This window comes from Faecalibacillus sp., from assembly GCF_047023275.1.
Classification (GTDB): domain Bacteria; phylum Bacillota_I; class Bacilli_A; order Erysipelotrichales; family Coprobacillaceae; genus Faecalibacillus.
This window is the reverse complement of the sequence record NZ_JBKYAR010000009.1, coordinates 13,780-29,041: the sequence shown is the minus strand read 5'-3', so window position 1 is coordinate 29,041 and position 15,262 is coordinate 13,780. Positions and strand designations below refer to the sequence as shown.

At 30.7% G+C, this 15,262-nt stretch carries 12 protein-coding genes and 1 riboswitch; of the genes, 8 read left to right on the top strand and 4 right to left on the bottom strand.

What is annotated here, in order from left to right; genetic code table 11:
• The first annotated feature begins 937 nt into the window (after window positions 1-937).
• From ACLVEP_RS04355 to ACLVEP_RS04340, 4 genes are all read left to right on the top strand, one after another.
• A complete protein-coding gene (locus ACLVEP_RS04355; protein WP_227352333.1) occupies window positions 938-2,236 on the top strand; it encodes a DDE-type integrase/transposase/recombinase in 1,299 nt (432 codons plus the stop codon).
• Window positions 2,236-3,042, top strand: coding sequence for an ExeA family protein (locus ACLVEP_RS04350; protein WP_227352334.1), 807 nt, complete (start codon window positions 2,236-2,238; stop codon window positions 3,040-3,042). The genes ACLVEP_RS04355 and ACLVEP_RS04350 overlap by 1 nt, the downstream gene beginning before the upstream one ends.
• 3 nt (window positions 3,043-3,045) lie before the next feature.
• Window positions 3,046-3,363 (top strand): hypothetical protein, encoded by a 318-nt coding sequence (locus ACLVEP_RS04345; protein ID WP_227352335.1) that lies wholly within the window; start codon window positions 3,046-3,048, stop codon window positions 3,361-3,363.
• A 414-nt stretch (window positions 3,364-3,777) separates the two neighbouring features.
• Window positions 3,778-3,869: riboswitch (glycine riboswitch) on the top strand.
• Window positions 3,870-3,918: 49 nt separating this feature from the next.
• Window positions 3,919-5,286: an alanine/glycine:cation symporter family protein gene (locus ACLVEP_RS04340; RefSeq protein ID WP_412583082.1), complete on the top strand. Its 1,368-nt coding sequence runs from the start codon at window positions 3,919-3,921 to the stop codon at window positions 5,284-5,286.
• A 5-nt stretch (window positions 5,287-5,291) separates the two neighbouring features.
• Here the strand turns inward: ACLVEP_RS04340 and ACLVEP_RS04335 are convergent, their stop codons facing one another.
• Window positions 5,292-6,065, bottom strand: coding sequence for a LysR family transcriptional regulator (locus ACLVEP_RS04335; RefSeq protein WP_412583080.1), 774 nt, complete (start codon window positions 6,063-6,065; stop codon window positions 5,292-5,294).
• A 97-nt stretch (window positions 6,066-6,162) separates the two neighbouring features.
• On the opposite strand from ACLVEP_RS04335, the gene ACLVEP_RS04330 reads away from it, so the two are divergent.
• From ACLVEP_RS04330 to ACLVEP_RS04320, 3 genes are all read left to right on the top strand, one after another.
• The gene (locus tag ACLVEP_RS04330) at window positions 6,163-6,783 is read left to right on the top strand and encodes a YczE/YyaS/YitT family protein (protein WP_412583079.1); all 621 of its coding nucleotides are present in this window, start codon (window positions 6,163-6,165) and stop codon (window positions 6,781-6,783) included.
• An 82-nt stretch (window positions 6,784-6,865) separates the two neighbouring features.
• A complete protein-coding gene (locus tag ACLVEP_RS04325) occupies window positions 6,866-7,690 on the top strand; it encodes a helix-turn-helix transcriptional regulator (protein WP_412583077.1) in 825 nt (274 codons plus the stop codon).
• Between the two features lie 66 nt (window positions 7,691-7,756).
• The gene (locus tag ACLVEP_RS04320) at window positions 7,757-9,187 is read left to right on the top strand and encodes a prolyl oligopeptidase family serine peptidase (protein ID WP_317999498.1); all 1,431 of its coding nucleotides are present in this window, start codon (window positions 7,757-7,759) and stop codon (window positions 9,185-9,187) included.
• A 14-nt stretch (window positions 9,188-9,201) separates the two neighbouring features.
• On the opposite strand, the gene ACLVEP_RS04315 is transcribed toward ACLVEP_RS04320, so the two are convergent.
• From ACLVEP_RS04315 to ACLVEP_RS04305, 3 genes are all read right to left on the bottom strand, one after another.
• Window positions 9,202-10,620 carry a glycoside hydrolase family 1 protein gene (locus ACLVEP_RS04315; protein WP_412583075.1) on the bottom strand — a complete coding sequence of 473 codons (1,419 nt, stop codon included), beginning with the start codon at window positions 10,618-10,620 and terminating at the stop codon, window positions 9,202-9,204.
• Between the two features lie 90 nt (window positions 10,621-10,710).
• The gene (gene abc-f / locus ACLVEP_RS04310; protein ID WP_412583073.1) at window positions 10,711-12,561 is read right to left on the bottom strand and encodes a ribosomal protection-like ABC-F family protein; all 1,851 of its coding nucleotides are present in this window, start codon (window positions 12,559-12,561) and stop codon (window positions 10,711-10,713) included.
• A 40-nt stretch (window positions 12,562-12,601) separates the two neighbouring features.
• A complete protein-coding gene (locus ACLVEP_RS04305) occupies window positions 12,602-13,189 on the bottom strand; it encodes a TetR/AcrR family transcriptional regulator (protein ID WP_412583072.1) in 588 nt (195 codons plus the stop codon).
• A gap of 156 nt (window positions 13,190-13,345) precedes the next feature.
• On the opposite strand from ACLVEP_RS04305, the gene ACLVEP_RS04300 reads away from it, so the two are divergent.
• On the top strand, window positions 13,346-15,262 hold the full coding sequence (locus ACLVEP_RS04300) for an FAD-dependent oxidoreductase (RefSeq protein WP_412583071.1): 1,917 nt from the start codon (window positions 13,346-13,348) through the stop codon (window positions 15,260-15,262).

Here is a 15,262-nt window from a genome sequence, read left to right as displayed (position 1 = left end):
TGTTAAACCGCAAACTGAATACATCTAAAAACAAAATAAAACTGCAAAATAAAATAATAAACAGATGGAACATTATGCCGTTATAAAACGCAAAATCTCCACCTGTTTTTTATTTTGTATTTATAGTACTATTTAATTATGAAAATTACGAAAGGAAAAAGAAAAGAAACAGCCCGTTAAAGTATCCTACCCCTCTAACACTGTTCCTTTTCAATCGTCAGTTGATACTGATGATACATGAATTATGATACAAGATTTTTCACTGATTATCAAGCATGCCTTTACTTCACAAAATTACAGTTTTTTCAATCAGCCTGTTTCTGATCAAATTGAAAAGATTGAATCCTACTGTCTTAATTACGTCAATCTTTCTTCAGTTCATACCCACAATGACTTGTCATGTAAATCATCCAATCTTGTCTATTTTAAAAGCTATAGCCGTCATTATATTTATTTTCGTAATACTGTTCATGACGATATGATTACGATACCTGTTTTATATTGTAAAAATGATGGGCATTTTCATGCTGTTCTTCCCAATTCTGTTTTCATACCACATTCATCATTCTCTTTATTTTTTATTCTTAAAGTCCTTTCCACAAAATTTTTTACTTCTTTTACTGTTGAGAAAATATGCGATATTTTTCAGATATCCATTTCCACACTCTACAGGTGGATTTTCAAATACAACTGTTATCTTAGAATTTTTACTTCCTTAAAAAACAGATACCACATGCATTTTTTTATTCATCTGATATATGATTTTCATGATATCATACATGATCTCTTTGATATCGGTCTTCATACTCTTTTTCAATATGACCGCAAATTATTCAATCACGGTCCCTGATCTTTTTATTGTTTTCTTCAAATAAATAAGTTGGCAATGTTTCCTGTATTTTTCTCATACTATACTCAATATTGAGGAGGAAAATATATGAACGGACAAAATACAGACAGTTATGAATTCAGAAAACTTATTGGTCAGATAAAGTTTTCATTCATTGCACCTGTTGTATCACGAACTTTTACTGATGATTCGATAAGTGCCTATTTTAAACGCGTTTCAAAACGTGAAATCGACTGGCCTGATGGTACAAAAAGAAAGTTTTCTGATCAGACGATGAAATGGTGGCTCTATAAATACAGAAAAAATGGTTTTGATGGGCTGATGCCCAAAGATCGACTGGATCTTGGCAGAGTAAGAAAGCTGGATGAAGAACATAAAGAATATATTGCCAGTCTCATTAATCAGTACCCTAAAATCACAGGAGTCATGATCTATGAAAAAATGATTGAAGATGGTGTTTTAAACAAGGGTGACTGTTCCGTAGATACGATACAACGTTATATCAGAAACAGTGGCCTGAGAAATGGAAATGGTGAAACATTGACCAGAGAAAGAAGAACGTGGGAATTTGCCCATTCATGTGATGGCTATGAGGCAGATACCTGCCATACGTTCTATATTTATGATGAAGAAAATATTTACAGGAAAACATATCTGATTGCCATCATCGACAATCATTCTCGAATGATCGTTGGTGCTGAATTCTTTTTCAATGATAATGCCATCAATTTTCAAAAAGTATGGCATGATGCCGTTTTAAGATATGGGAGAAGTAAGGTCATTATTCTTGATAACGGCAGCAGCTATAAAAATAAAAGTACAAAGGAAATAGAAGCCAGACTTGGGACCAAGATTATTTATAATCCTCCATATTCGCCAACTGGAAAGGCTTTGATTGAAAGGTTCTTTCATACAATGAAGATGCGATTTATGGATGTACATAACGGAAGTGACTACCATTCTCTTGGTCAGCTGAACAATGATCTGAATAAATGGATCAATGAATATAACAGAACGATCCATTCATCATTGAAGGAAGATGAAAATGACAATCATACGCCTCTTGAACGTTATATGTATGATATGAAGGATATTGAGGTATCAAGACTGGCAAACAAATCACCTGTTGATTATGTACCATGGCTTGATGATGTATTTCTTCATGAAACAACCAGAAAGGTCAATGGCGATTCAACCGTATTGGTGGATAATCAGCTTTTTGATGTTCCATCTGTCTATATAGGAATGAGAGTCATTATTCGTTATAATCCAAGAACCTTTGAGGGAACTTATCTTTATGACATAGCCCAAAAGAAAAAAGTTCCTTTAAAAAGAACGGATCGAATTGAAAATGGAAAAACAAGAAGAGAGGAGATCATTTACTGATGGAAATGACAACTTATTATGGGATGGATAAAAATCCATTTACTAAAGATGCAACTGTTTCAACACTTTTTACATCCAACGATTTTAATCAAATGACTAACAGACTTGAATTTATTATCAGATCAAGAGGGATTGGTGTATTTTTAAGCAGTCCAGGGATGGGCAAGACAACATGCCTCAGAAAAACACTGGAAGCACTCAATCCAAATCGCTATGTTGTCATCTATATATGTATGACTACTATTACAGCTATTGATTTTTACCGCATGCTCAATGATGCACTTGGTCTAGAAGAAACAACAAAAAAGTCACAGATGTTCAATCAGATTCAGGATGAACTCAAAAGACTGACATCAGAAAATAAAATGGAAGTCATTATTGCGATTGATGAAGCACAGTTTTTAAGAAAAGAAGTATTGAGGGAATTTATCATGCTTATGAATTTTGATTATGACTCAAAAGATTACTGTACACTTATATTTGTAGGACAGAATGAATTTTTGAGAACGCTGCGTCTGAAAGCACTGGAACCATTCAGACAGCGTATCAATATGAATTATACATTTACAGGTTTCAATGAAGAAGAAGTCAAAAATTATGTTATTTCGAGATTGCAGTCAGTAAACTGCCGAAGTGATCTTTTCAAAGATGAGTGTTATCATACATTATATTCATTGATGAATACATCAGTAAGAACATTGAACCTGCTCATCAATAAAAGTCTTATACTTTCAATGCATTATAACAAGGAAGTAATTGACAGCGAACTTATTATGGAGGCAAGCAAAGAGCTGATGCTTGGATAGATTATGGATTACATATTTAAAAACAAGGATGGAGAAAAAACTGTTGGAGAAATCACATATCTTCATATCACACCGTTTTATGAATTTGAAATCGAAATGAACAATCAAAAATTGAGATGTTATCTGGAGCATCTGTTGTCACAATGGAATATCTGTATTACAGATTATGATATAGATGTGGAACTGGCACATCCAACAGATATATTTTGGAATTCAAATGCAATCTGTGAAAAGATAAAAGATGAGGATATGAGTTTAAAGATTGCCTACGCCATAAAAGCAGTTTATTCAGAAAGAGATTATAGTAGAGATGTACTGTAACAGGTGCATCTTTTTATTATATTCATAATTGAACAGATTGAATAGTGTGCGGTCATTAATACAAAATGATAAATTAATGGTTAATATAATTTGCGGTTGTGTGGTGTGTTAAATCTGCGGTTTAACAGTAATTGGTAGAATGTGAATAATGATATCCACAATAAAATTACTTTGTTTAGAAGAATCGTTTCCTGGAGTTTGTGACATCACAAAGATAAAAAGCATCCAAATTATTGTAAGTATTAAATATTTATTTTTTTTCATATGTGCATTATAACAAATAATATTTATAAAATAAATGTTTACAATTGTATACAATTTGATATAATGAGAACGTATATCGGATGATAATGGCGAAAGAGATTCTACAAGAACACCGAAGAATTAAAGATTTCAGGTAAAAGGATCGCTATTGGACGAACCATTGGAGAGATTCATTGAATTGAACACCGAAGGAGCAAACCCATTAGGGTGAAACTCTCAGGTAAAAGGACAGTGGCTAAATAGTATTTTTTCATTATTAATTCCGACTAATTTATTAGGAGGAGTTTTTTTATGCAATTACTAACACAAATATTAAAACAAATTAATGATTATGTATGGGGATTACCACTTATTTGTCTATTATTAGGGACAGGTATTTACTTTACTTTCAAATTAAGATTGATTCAGCTTACAAAATTAAAATTTGCTTTTAAATGCATCTTTAAAAAACAAGAAGGAGATGGAGACGTCAGTAGCTTTCAAGCTTTATGTACTGCACTTTCTTCAACGATAGGGACAGGAAACATTGTCGGTGTCGCTACTGCAATTGCGGCAGGAGGGCCAGGTGCCTTATTTTGGATGTGGATTTCAGCTTTCTTTGGAATGGCAACTAAATATGCCGAAGGATTACTTGCGATTCGTTATCGTCAAAAAGATGAAAATGGTGAAATTGCGGGAGGGCCAATGTATTATTTAGAAAAGGGTCTTCATAGTCCTTTGCTTGCGAAGATTTTTGCTTTCTTTGGTGTATCTGTAGCATTACTTGGAATTGGTACATTTACGCAAGTAAAATCAATTTCTGATGGACTTTCAATGTCACTTAGTGTTCCACGTTATGTAACAGCAATTCTTCTAACAATTGCAGTTGCTTTTATTACCATTGGAGGAATCAAAAGAATTGCTTCGGTGGCAGAAAAAGTTATTCCATTTATGTGCGTTTTATACATTGGAGGGGTTGTTTTAATACTTGTGTCACATATTACAGTATTACCAAGTACTATTGCTTTAATTATTAAGTCAGCTTTTACCCCACAAGCAGTATTTGGTGGAGGAACAGGAATTACTATGGTTATTGCCATGCAAAAAGGAATTAGTCGTGGTATTTTCTCAAATGAGAGTGGTCTTGGAAGTGCACCAATTGCGGCTGCTGCCGCTAAAACAGATTCTTGTGTTGAACAAGGACTTGTTTCAATGACAGGAACATTTATTGATACAGTTGTGATTTGTACAATGACAGGTCTTGCTATCGTGTTGACACAATCTTATACAACAGGATTAGATGGTGCAGCGATGACAACACATGCATTTTCAGTGGGATTATTTATTCCATTAATTGGTAAATATATTGTCAATATTGGTCTTGTTTTCTTTGCTTTTACAACCATTATTGGATGGAACTATTACGGTGAAAGATGTATGTACTATCTTAAAGGTTTAAAAGCGGTAAAAATTTATAAAATTGTTTATATTATATTTATTGCAATTGGACCATTTATGTCTTTAGAATTTATCTTTGTCTTAGCAGATATTGTCAATGGGTGTATGGCAATTCCTAACTTAATTGGATTAATTGGTTTAAGAAAAGAAATTGTTGCAGAAACAGAAAAATATTTTGAATATGAACAACTTGTAGAATTGGTTACAAATATAGAAGGATAGCAAGGCTATCCTTTTTCTATAAGTTGAAGAATATTTTTTAAAATCTTATTGGTAGAATCTTCATGATAGTATAAAGAGATAGGAGAAAAGATATCTAAATCTTGGTATTGAAGATATTTAGAGTATTGATTTGATTCGATAAAATCATGTAAAATTGCATATCCTTCTTTTAAACATACTTTTAAAAGTGTTTGTTCTATTTCATGATGTTCCATAGATTCTTGACGAACATCATAAATAAGTTTTAAAGAATCAAGTGAACAATTTTGATGATAATACTTTCTTAAATGACATGTTTTTAATAGAAGATGTTGATAATCTTTTATTTCAGGATATTCGAAAGTAATAATGGCATCTAATTTTCTTTCTTTAAAGAGTTGAAGTAATTCAAGATGTGAATAAGCTTTATAATGAAGATCAATGTGTGGGAAATGATCTTTTATTTTTTGTAATAACTTTAAAAGAAGTTCATCATCTAAAGCTTTAATAAAGCCAATAGAAATACTTCCTTGATTACCTTTTTGGTATTCTTCGATAATTTGATAACTTAAAGCAACATCATCTAAGATTTTTCTAGCATAAGGTAAATAAAGGATACCTTCATTTGTTAGTTCTACAGACTTCTTACTTCTTTTAAATAAAGGGATTCCTAAATCTTTTTCTAAACATTGAATTTGTTTGGTAATAGCAGTTTGACTAATATAAAAATTTTGCGCTGTTTTTGTAAAATTAAGTGTTTCACTTAAATCAACAAAATATTCAAGTTGTTTAATATTCATACAATCACCTCATAACTTATAGTTATTATAATATGAAATAATAATATTGGAAAGTTATTAATAAATTCAATAAAATAACTTTGAAAAGAGGGACGATATGAAAAGATATGTTTATTACTTTTTAGGAATGAATATTTTAGTATTGGGAATTACATGTAATACGTTATCAAATTTAGGTGTGGGGGCATTTAGTACCCTTCCTTTTGCGATAAGTTCTTTAAGTGCTTTGACCTTTGGACAGGCAAACATTATTTTCTACTTGCTCTTTGTATTTCTTCAAATCATTATTGAAAGAAAAATAAGTGTAAAATTTGTTTTAGAAATACCATTTTCTTTTATCTTTGGTTTTCTGGTTGACTTCTATCAATATTTAATACCATCTATGGATTTAAATATTTATACACAAATTATTGTTTTACTATTTGGAAATACTTGTTGTGCAATAGGTGTTTATTTCATGCTTAAAGGAGATTTAATCATGACACCAGTCGATGGACTTGTTTTAAGTATTTCAGAGGTTTTACATAAACCGTATTCTATTTGTAAGAATTGTTTTGATATTTCAATGATTTTATCAACCGTCATTGTTTGTCTTGTTTGTCGTAGTCCAATTTATGGTATCGGGGTAGGAACTGTTTTTTCAGCATTTTATATTGGACGTGTGATTCGTTTTTGTGAAAACTTCAAATTAAATACATATAAAAAATTCGAGTCTTGATGACTCGATTTTTAGTGATTTATGATTATGAAATTTATTATAAAATGATATAGTAAAGTAGAGTAAGGAAGAAGGAAATAAAATGAAAGAAATATATTATGAAATAACTAAAACCATGAATAATTTGCCTTTAAGTATTTATCTTCATAAGCAAAGTCCATGTCAAATTTGTGCAGCACATTGGCATAGAGCACTAGAATTATCAATTGTATTTGAAGAAAATGTTATTTTTTTTAATAATGGGAAAAAAAGAATACGATATAAAAATAGTGTTAATTTAACAAATTGTGAGGAAATTCATTATTCGATTCCTCAGTTTAAACGATATAGTGATAAAATTGTAGGATATACAATACAAATCAATTATAATTTCTTAGAAAAAATGATTCCAAACATAAAAAATATATATTTTGATATAGATGATCCAAATAAAAATAAAAAAATAACAAATTATATGTTAAAAATCTATCAAGAATTTATAGATGATAAATTTTCAAAAAACATGTCTATATTGATGATGACATTAAAAATGTTGATATTTTTGTATGAGGAATGTAGTGAAGAAAGGCATGTAGGTAATACACTGAAAACAAAAAATATCTTAAAATATATCATTGAACATTATAAAGAAGAATTACGTGTATACGAAGTTGCTAAATATTTTGGCTATTCTAGAGAATATTTTTCTAGACTTTTAAAAAAGGAAATAGGGATGTCGTTTAAGGAATATTTGACACAATATAGATTGAATAAATCATTGAATGAATTAATAAATATAAATAAAAACATAGCAGAAGTGGCTTTAAACAATGGCTTTTCAAATGAAACACAATATATATCAATATTTAAAAAAATATATAATATAACCCCTGGACAATATAGAAAGTCACATAATAATGATAAATAAGTCACGAAATAAATATAATACATTTATTTTTTCTTGTATATTTTAAATATAGAAAGGAAGGGTATTATGAAAAAAATTACAACTTATTTATTGAGTATGATGTTAATGTTATCTTTTGGTGTTATTCCTATACATGCAATAGATGATAATAATATCAATTTTGACTTACAATCTACTGTTTATGATGATGGTGAGGCGATTGATTCAATTATTTTGAAAACTTCAGAATTAAATGTGGATGAGTCAAAGCTAACAAAGGATATGTTTAATGTACATGCAAAGGCTACTTCTGTATATTCAATAAAATTAGAAGAAGAGTTCTTTGGACCTAATTCACAACATGGTTTGCAACATTGTGGATTATATGATGTAGATAGAAAGGTAGAAAGTATAGAACAGAAAAATGGGAATATTATTTTAAATTTGGTAACTGATGATGCTACTGAAGGGAAAAATACATTAGATTTTACAGCTAATTTTTCTACATTAAAAGGATGCAATTCATTATTAAATATTCAATATACAATTTCTTTGAATAAGGCATTACCACTAAAAAATGGAAGCGAATTAAATCAAATTCATTTTTTACAAAATGAAGGAATAGTAAATAATGAAATTGAAAAATTTTCTGCCGGTGAATCTAATGGGCTAAAATATCAATTTTATACACCAAAAAATTCTAATGATGGGAAACAACATCCATTGATTGTATGGTTCCATGGTGGAGGAGAATCAGGATATAGGGGCTTACATTATAATAATTTATCTCAATTAAAAGCAAATAGAGGGGCTGTTGCTTTTGCAGGCGAAGAAGCTCAAAGTATTTTTGATGGAGCTTATGTTTTAGCGCCACAAACACCACATGAATGGTCTGAAAATTTAGAAGATGCTAAAGGATTAATCGAAAATATTATTGCTACTAATAACATTGATTCCACACGCATTTATTCATATGGATGTTCTGCTGGTGGATATATGGCGTTAGATATGGTGGTTCATAATCCAAATATGTTTGCGGCAGTAGTATCAACATGTCCAGCGATTGATCAACAAAATATTAATACATATGGAGAAGGTAGAAGAATAACTGATGAAGAAATAAAAGCAATTAATATACCTACATGGGTGATACAAGCTAAGGATGATACAACAGTTAAATATGAAGAAAGCGCATTACGAGTATATAATTTATTAAAAGATAAAGGTGCTATTTTAACTACCTATGAAACAGGAGGACATAGCTCTTGGATACATACAGCAAAAAATGAACCGGAAAATAATGGAGAACACGTTTGGCAATGGACTTCAAAGCAATCAATAAAAGCAAATGTAAATAATCCTGTTTACTCGACAGAAAAAGAAATAATGCCTAAAAAAACCGCAGTTAAAACAGGGGATACAAACTTTATAGATTTATATATTATATTAGGAAGTGTTAGCATGTCAGTAATGGCAGGGTATATTTATAAAAGGAAAGAAGAAAAAATCGAGTCTTGATGACTCGATTTTCATTAATCAGTTAAATCTTCACCGTTAGATGAGATAACTTTTTTATACCAATAGAATGAATCTTTTCTATAACGATCTAATGTTTTTAAATCAAATTCATCTCTATCAACATAAATAAATCCATAACGTTTAACCATACCTTCATGAGTAGAAATTAAGTCAATTGCTGACCATGGGCAATATCCCATCATTTCCGCACCATCAGTAATCGCTAATTGAATTTGTTCGATATGTTTTCTTAGATATTCAATTCTGTATTGATCATGAACTTTTCCATCTTCAGTTAAAGTATCATAAGCACCTAAACCATTTTCAGTAACGACCATAGGCAAACGATATCTTGAATACATTTCACGAATTGTTGCTCTAAATCCCATAGGATCGATTTCCCAACCGAATTCAGTAGTTGGTAAGTTAGGATTTTTATATCCTCTATAAACACCAGCTTCACCACGAGCAGTTTGTTGATCTGCACCTAGATCTAATTCTTCAGTTCCATCACTTGCTTCTACAGTAGCAGTATTATAATAGTTGAAACCGATGAAATCAGGATGACCGTTCTTTAATGCTTCTGCGTCACCTTCACCAAATTCAGGACATGCATCATTTTCTTCTAAATAAGCCCATACTAGGTTGTTATAAACTCCATAAACAGCCATGTCTAAATAGAGCCAGTTTCTAATTGCGTTGTAGTTTTGTGCAGCTAAAACATCTTCTGGTTTACAGCTTGCTGGGTAAACTAATGAGATATTTGGAGCTGGTCCAATTTTAGCACCTGGTAACATTTCATGACATAAAGCCATAGCTTTTGCTTGTGCTACTAACATATGGTGGTTTTGTTGGTAAGTTTCTTTTAAAACATTTGTACATCCTTCAGGAATCATTAATGTTCCAATAACTGGTCCAACTAAAGTTAACATGTTTTGTTCATTGATTGTTAACCAATATTTAACACGATCACCAAAGTTTTCAAACATAACTTTTGCGAAGTTTAAGAACCAATCGATTGAATCTCTGTTTCCCCATGATCCACGTTCATCTAATGCTGCAGGCATATCGAAATGGAACATAGTTACTAATGGTTCAATTCCATATTTTAAACATTCATCGATCACATTGTTATAGTATTCAATCCCTTTAGGGTTGACAGCTCCTGTTCCTTCAGGAATAATTCTTGACCAAGAAATTGAGAAACGATAAGTTTTGAATCCCATTTCTGCCATTAAAGCGATATCTTCTTTATATCTATGATATTGATCTGCACAGACTTTTAAATCAGAAGTCCCTTCTGGTACAACTTTAACATCTTGACATGATGGACCTTTTCCATCTTCTAAACTTGCACCTTCTACTTGATAAGCACTTGTACTTGCTCCCCAAAGGAAATCTTTAGGAAATGGTTTTAAAGTTTTGTGTAACATATTTTAAATATCCTCCTTAAATTCAAGGCTATTATACATAAATAATATTAAAATATTGATTTTTTTTATATTATGAAAAAAATGGGACAGTTAAGCTTGTAACTGTTCCCATTTTTCCATGATTTCCATTAAATCCATTTCCTTTTCTTCAATAGAATCCGTAATTTCATTATATTTTTTATAATTATTCATGACTTCTTCACTTGTGAGTTCTTCTTTTAAAGAATTGATTTCTTTTTCTAAAGAATCAATGGTTCTTTCAAGTTTTTTAATTTCATTCTTTGTTTTTTTATCAATGATCTGTCTTTGTTTAGCTTCGGTAACCACTTTTTGTGTTGTTTCAACAACAGGCGTTTTTTGACTTAAATAATCATCATAATTACCATTATAAGAAAGACATTGATCTTTTTGTACTTCAATTACACGAGTCGCAATTTTATTAATAAAATAACGATCATGACTAATAAATAAAATTGTTCCTTCAAAACTTCTTAAAGCTTCTTCTAAAACTTCTTTAGAAGAAATATCTAAGTGGTTGGTTGGTTCATCGAGAATTAAGAAGTTGGCTTGTTTTAATAAAACTTCGGTTAAAACAACACGTCCTCTTTCCCCGCCAGAGAGCATTGCGATATCTTTAAAGACATCATCGCCTCTAAAGTTAAACATAGCAAGAGTACTTCTAATTTCTTGATTGGTCATACGTGGATAACAATCACTGATTTCATCAAAAATCGTTTTATTATAATTTAAAGATTCATGTTCTTGATCATAATAGGCCATTTCTACGTGACTACCAAAACGAATTTTACCGTGTTCAATTGGTAATTGACCCACAAGAGCTTTAAATAAAGTGGTTTTACCAACACCATTTTCACCAACAATCGCAACGCGTTCTCCTTTTTTGATATCAAGATTACAGTGTTCAAAAACAATTTGATCATAACGCATTGATAAATCAGTGACTTTTAAAACATCATAACCTGATTCAATAGCTGGTGTAAATTGAACAGTGATGGCACTTGGTAAATTTTCTGGTCGATCAATACGTTCAATCTTTGCAAGTTGTTTTTCTTTAGATTCAGCACGTTTAATACTTTTTTCACGATTAAATGATTTTAAAGTATCAATACTTTCTTGTATCTTTTTAATTTCTTTTTGTTGATTGATATAGTGTTTTAAATCAATCGCACGTTGTGTTCTTTTTTGAATAGAATATTCTTCATAACGATAATTATAACTATGACTTTTTCCATTTTCTATTTCAATGATCTTATTAGAAACAACATCAATAAAATAACGGTCATGACTAACGACAATTAAAGCATTTTTATATCCTTTTAAATAGTTTTCTAAAAAGGAAATTGCTTGACTATCTAAATGGTTGGTTGGTTCATCTAAAACCAAAAGTTTAGGTTCTTCTAATAAAAGCTTGGCAAGACAAAGTCTGGTTTTTTGACCTCCAGATAATTCATGGACATATTTTTGAAAGTCCTCTTCCACAAAACCCATTCCTTTTAAAACTCCGACAATACGACTTGGATAACTAAAACCATCTTTTTCATTAAATCTTTGAGTCAATGAATCATATTCATTCATGACTTGTTCACTATGATCATAAGACATCATACTTTCTAATTCACGCATACGATTTTCTATTTGAATAAGTGGATCAAAGACTTCTAAAGCACATTCATAAATGGTTTTATTCATATCTAAATCATGATGTTGTTTTAAATAACCTACATTTAAATCACGACTTTTAAATAAATCACCACTATCATAACTTTCTTCACCAATTAAGATATTTAAGATAGTTGTTTTACCAGCACCATTGACGCCAATAATCGCAATTTTATCATGATCATCTACTTTAAAACTAACATCTTTTAATAAGTCAATTCCTTGAAATGATTTTTTTATATTTGAACATTCTATAAGCATTTTTCATCACCTCGACTATTCTATCAATAAAATAAGTTGTTTACAAATATTCTTTATATAATTCTTGATAAGCAGGATCTACTTCTAATAAAGCATTCATGCTTAAATAAAAAGATTCATCGAAGCATTTTTCTCCTTTTTTAATACACCATAAAGCTTCATGACCAGTAAAGGTATGAGCAAGTGCTTGATATAAGATTTCTGGATTGGATAAATTGTGAATTTCTTTTTGTTCTTGGGCTTTTTTAATAATGATGATACAAAGCTTTGTAAGATTATCACGCATATCAAAACTATGACGATTTTCTTTTAAATTTGCAATGAACATTTGACTAAATAAATCATAACCATATTTTTTCGTATCTTTAATCAATGTTGAAAAGACAATCAATAATTGTTGATAGTGACTATCACTATCAACAAGTTTATATGTATCTTTAACAAGATGATCAATGGTTGAATCATAAAGATCTAAAATAAGGTCTTCTTTATTATTAACGTATTTATAGAGAGTTGGTTTTGTGATGTGTAATTCATTACAAATATCTTGAATAGTGACATTATTATATCCTTTGTCTAAAAACAGTTGTACAGCTGTTTGTGATATTTCTTCTCTTGTTATTTTCATAAAATTCTCCTTAGAAATAATATACCATAGATTTAATGTAAAGAGTTTGTTAAAAAATTCACTTTATTTTATGAAAGCGTTGACATTTAATTTTACGGTTATATAATTTACTTGAGTTAAATAAACATTTACTTTGGTATGAGGAGGAAAAAGAAAATGGCTAAGAGTTTATTTGATAAGACATACATAGGTAAAATGAAATTAAAAAACAGAATTTTCATGTCACCTATGGGAACAACTGGAGAAGCTGATGGAGCTTATTGTAATGAAGGTATTGATTATTTTGAAGAAAGAGCAAAAGGTGGTGCTGGTTTAATTATTACAGGTGCTAACGTTGTTTCTACAAAATATGAACCAAGACCATGTACAGAACTTTCTGATTTCCATCATGTAGAAAGATTAAACATGTTAATTGAAAGATGTCATGCTTATGGTGCAAAAGTATGTGTGCAATTATCACCAGGTTTAGGACGTCAACAATTTACCGATCCTTTTACACCACCTTATAGTGCAGGTAGTGTTGGAGCATTTTGGTTCCTTGACTTAATTTGTAAACCTTTTTCAAAAGAAGATATTCATTATTTAGTGGAAAAAGTTGGGTATAGTGCTTCACTTGCTGTAAATGCTGGGGCAGACTGTGTGGAATTACATGCTTATGGAGGATATTTATTAGATCAATTCCATTCTGTTCAATGGAATAATAGAACAGATGAATATGGTGGATCACTTGAAAATCGTATGCGTTTTACTTTGGAATGTATTGAAGCAATTAAAAAGAACGTTCCAGATACTATGCCAGTGCTTGTTAAATTTACACCACATCAAAGAGTAGAAGGTTTTAGAACCATTGATGAAGGTATTGAAATGGCTAAAATCTTAGAAAAAGCTGGTGTTGATGCTTTACATGTTGATACAGGATGTTATGAAGAATGGTTCCAAGCTATCACTACTGTTTATAGTAAAGAAGGATATAAACTTGATGTTCAAAAAGCAATCAAAGATGTTGTAAGTGTTCCAGTATTAGGTGATGGTAACTTAAAAGATCCTGAAGTGGCTAAAAAAGCTATTGAAGATGGTATTTTAGATTATGTAGGACTTGCTCACCAAATGTTAGCTGATCCATACTGGCCTAAAAAAGTTAAAGCACATCAAGAAGAAGATATTGCTCCATGTGTTGGATGTAATGAATGCTTACTTGCTGGATTTAGTGGAAAACATTACTATTGTGCAGTAAACCCATTATGTTATGCAGAAAAAGCGTATGCTTTACCACTTCCAAATGGTCAAAAACGTAACGTATTAGTTATTGGTGGAGGTCCAGCTGGTATGATGGCTGCCATTACTGCAAAACGTCGTGGTTTTGATGTGGATTTATATGAAAAAGAAGATAAATTAGGGGGAACACTTTGGCCTGCAGGTGGTCCAGATTTTAAAGCAGATGTTTTAAAATTAATTAAATACTTAGAAACACAATGTCAAAAATTAGGAGTCAATGTTCATTTAAATACAGCAATTACTAAAGATAATCTTGAAGGAGACTATGATAAAGTTATCTTAGCTGCTGGTTCAACTCCTGCTATGCCACCAATTCCAGGTATTGATACAACAATTCTTGCTAGTGATTATTTAACACATCAAGCAACAGTTGGTAAAAAAGTTGTTGTTATTGGTGCTGGTCTTGCTGGTACAGAAGCTGCTTGTGATATTGCTGGAAAAGATGGAGATGTGACATTAGTAGAAATGTGTCCAGACATCTTATTTACAGCGAACCATTGTTTAAATAATGATCAACATTTAAGAAAAATGGTTAAAGATCGTGGTGTTAAAGTTGAAGCAAACGCTAAAGTAACAAATATTACACCAACAAGTGTTACATTTGAAAGAGATGGACAAGCAATGATGCTTGAATGTGATACTGTTTTAAATGCTGTTGGATTTAGACCTAATAATCAATTAGAAGATTTATTAGATGAAAAATATAATGAAGTTGCTGTTATTGGAGATGCTGTTGCACCAAGAAAAATCTTAACAGCAATTCATGAAGGATATCATGCAATTCGTGTGATGGAATAG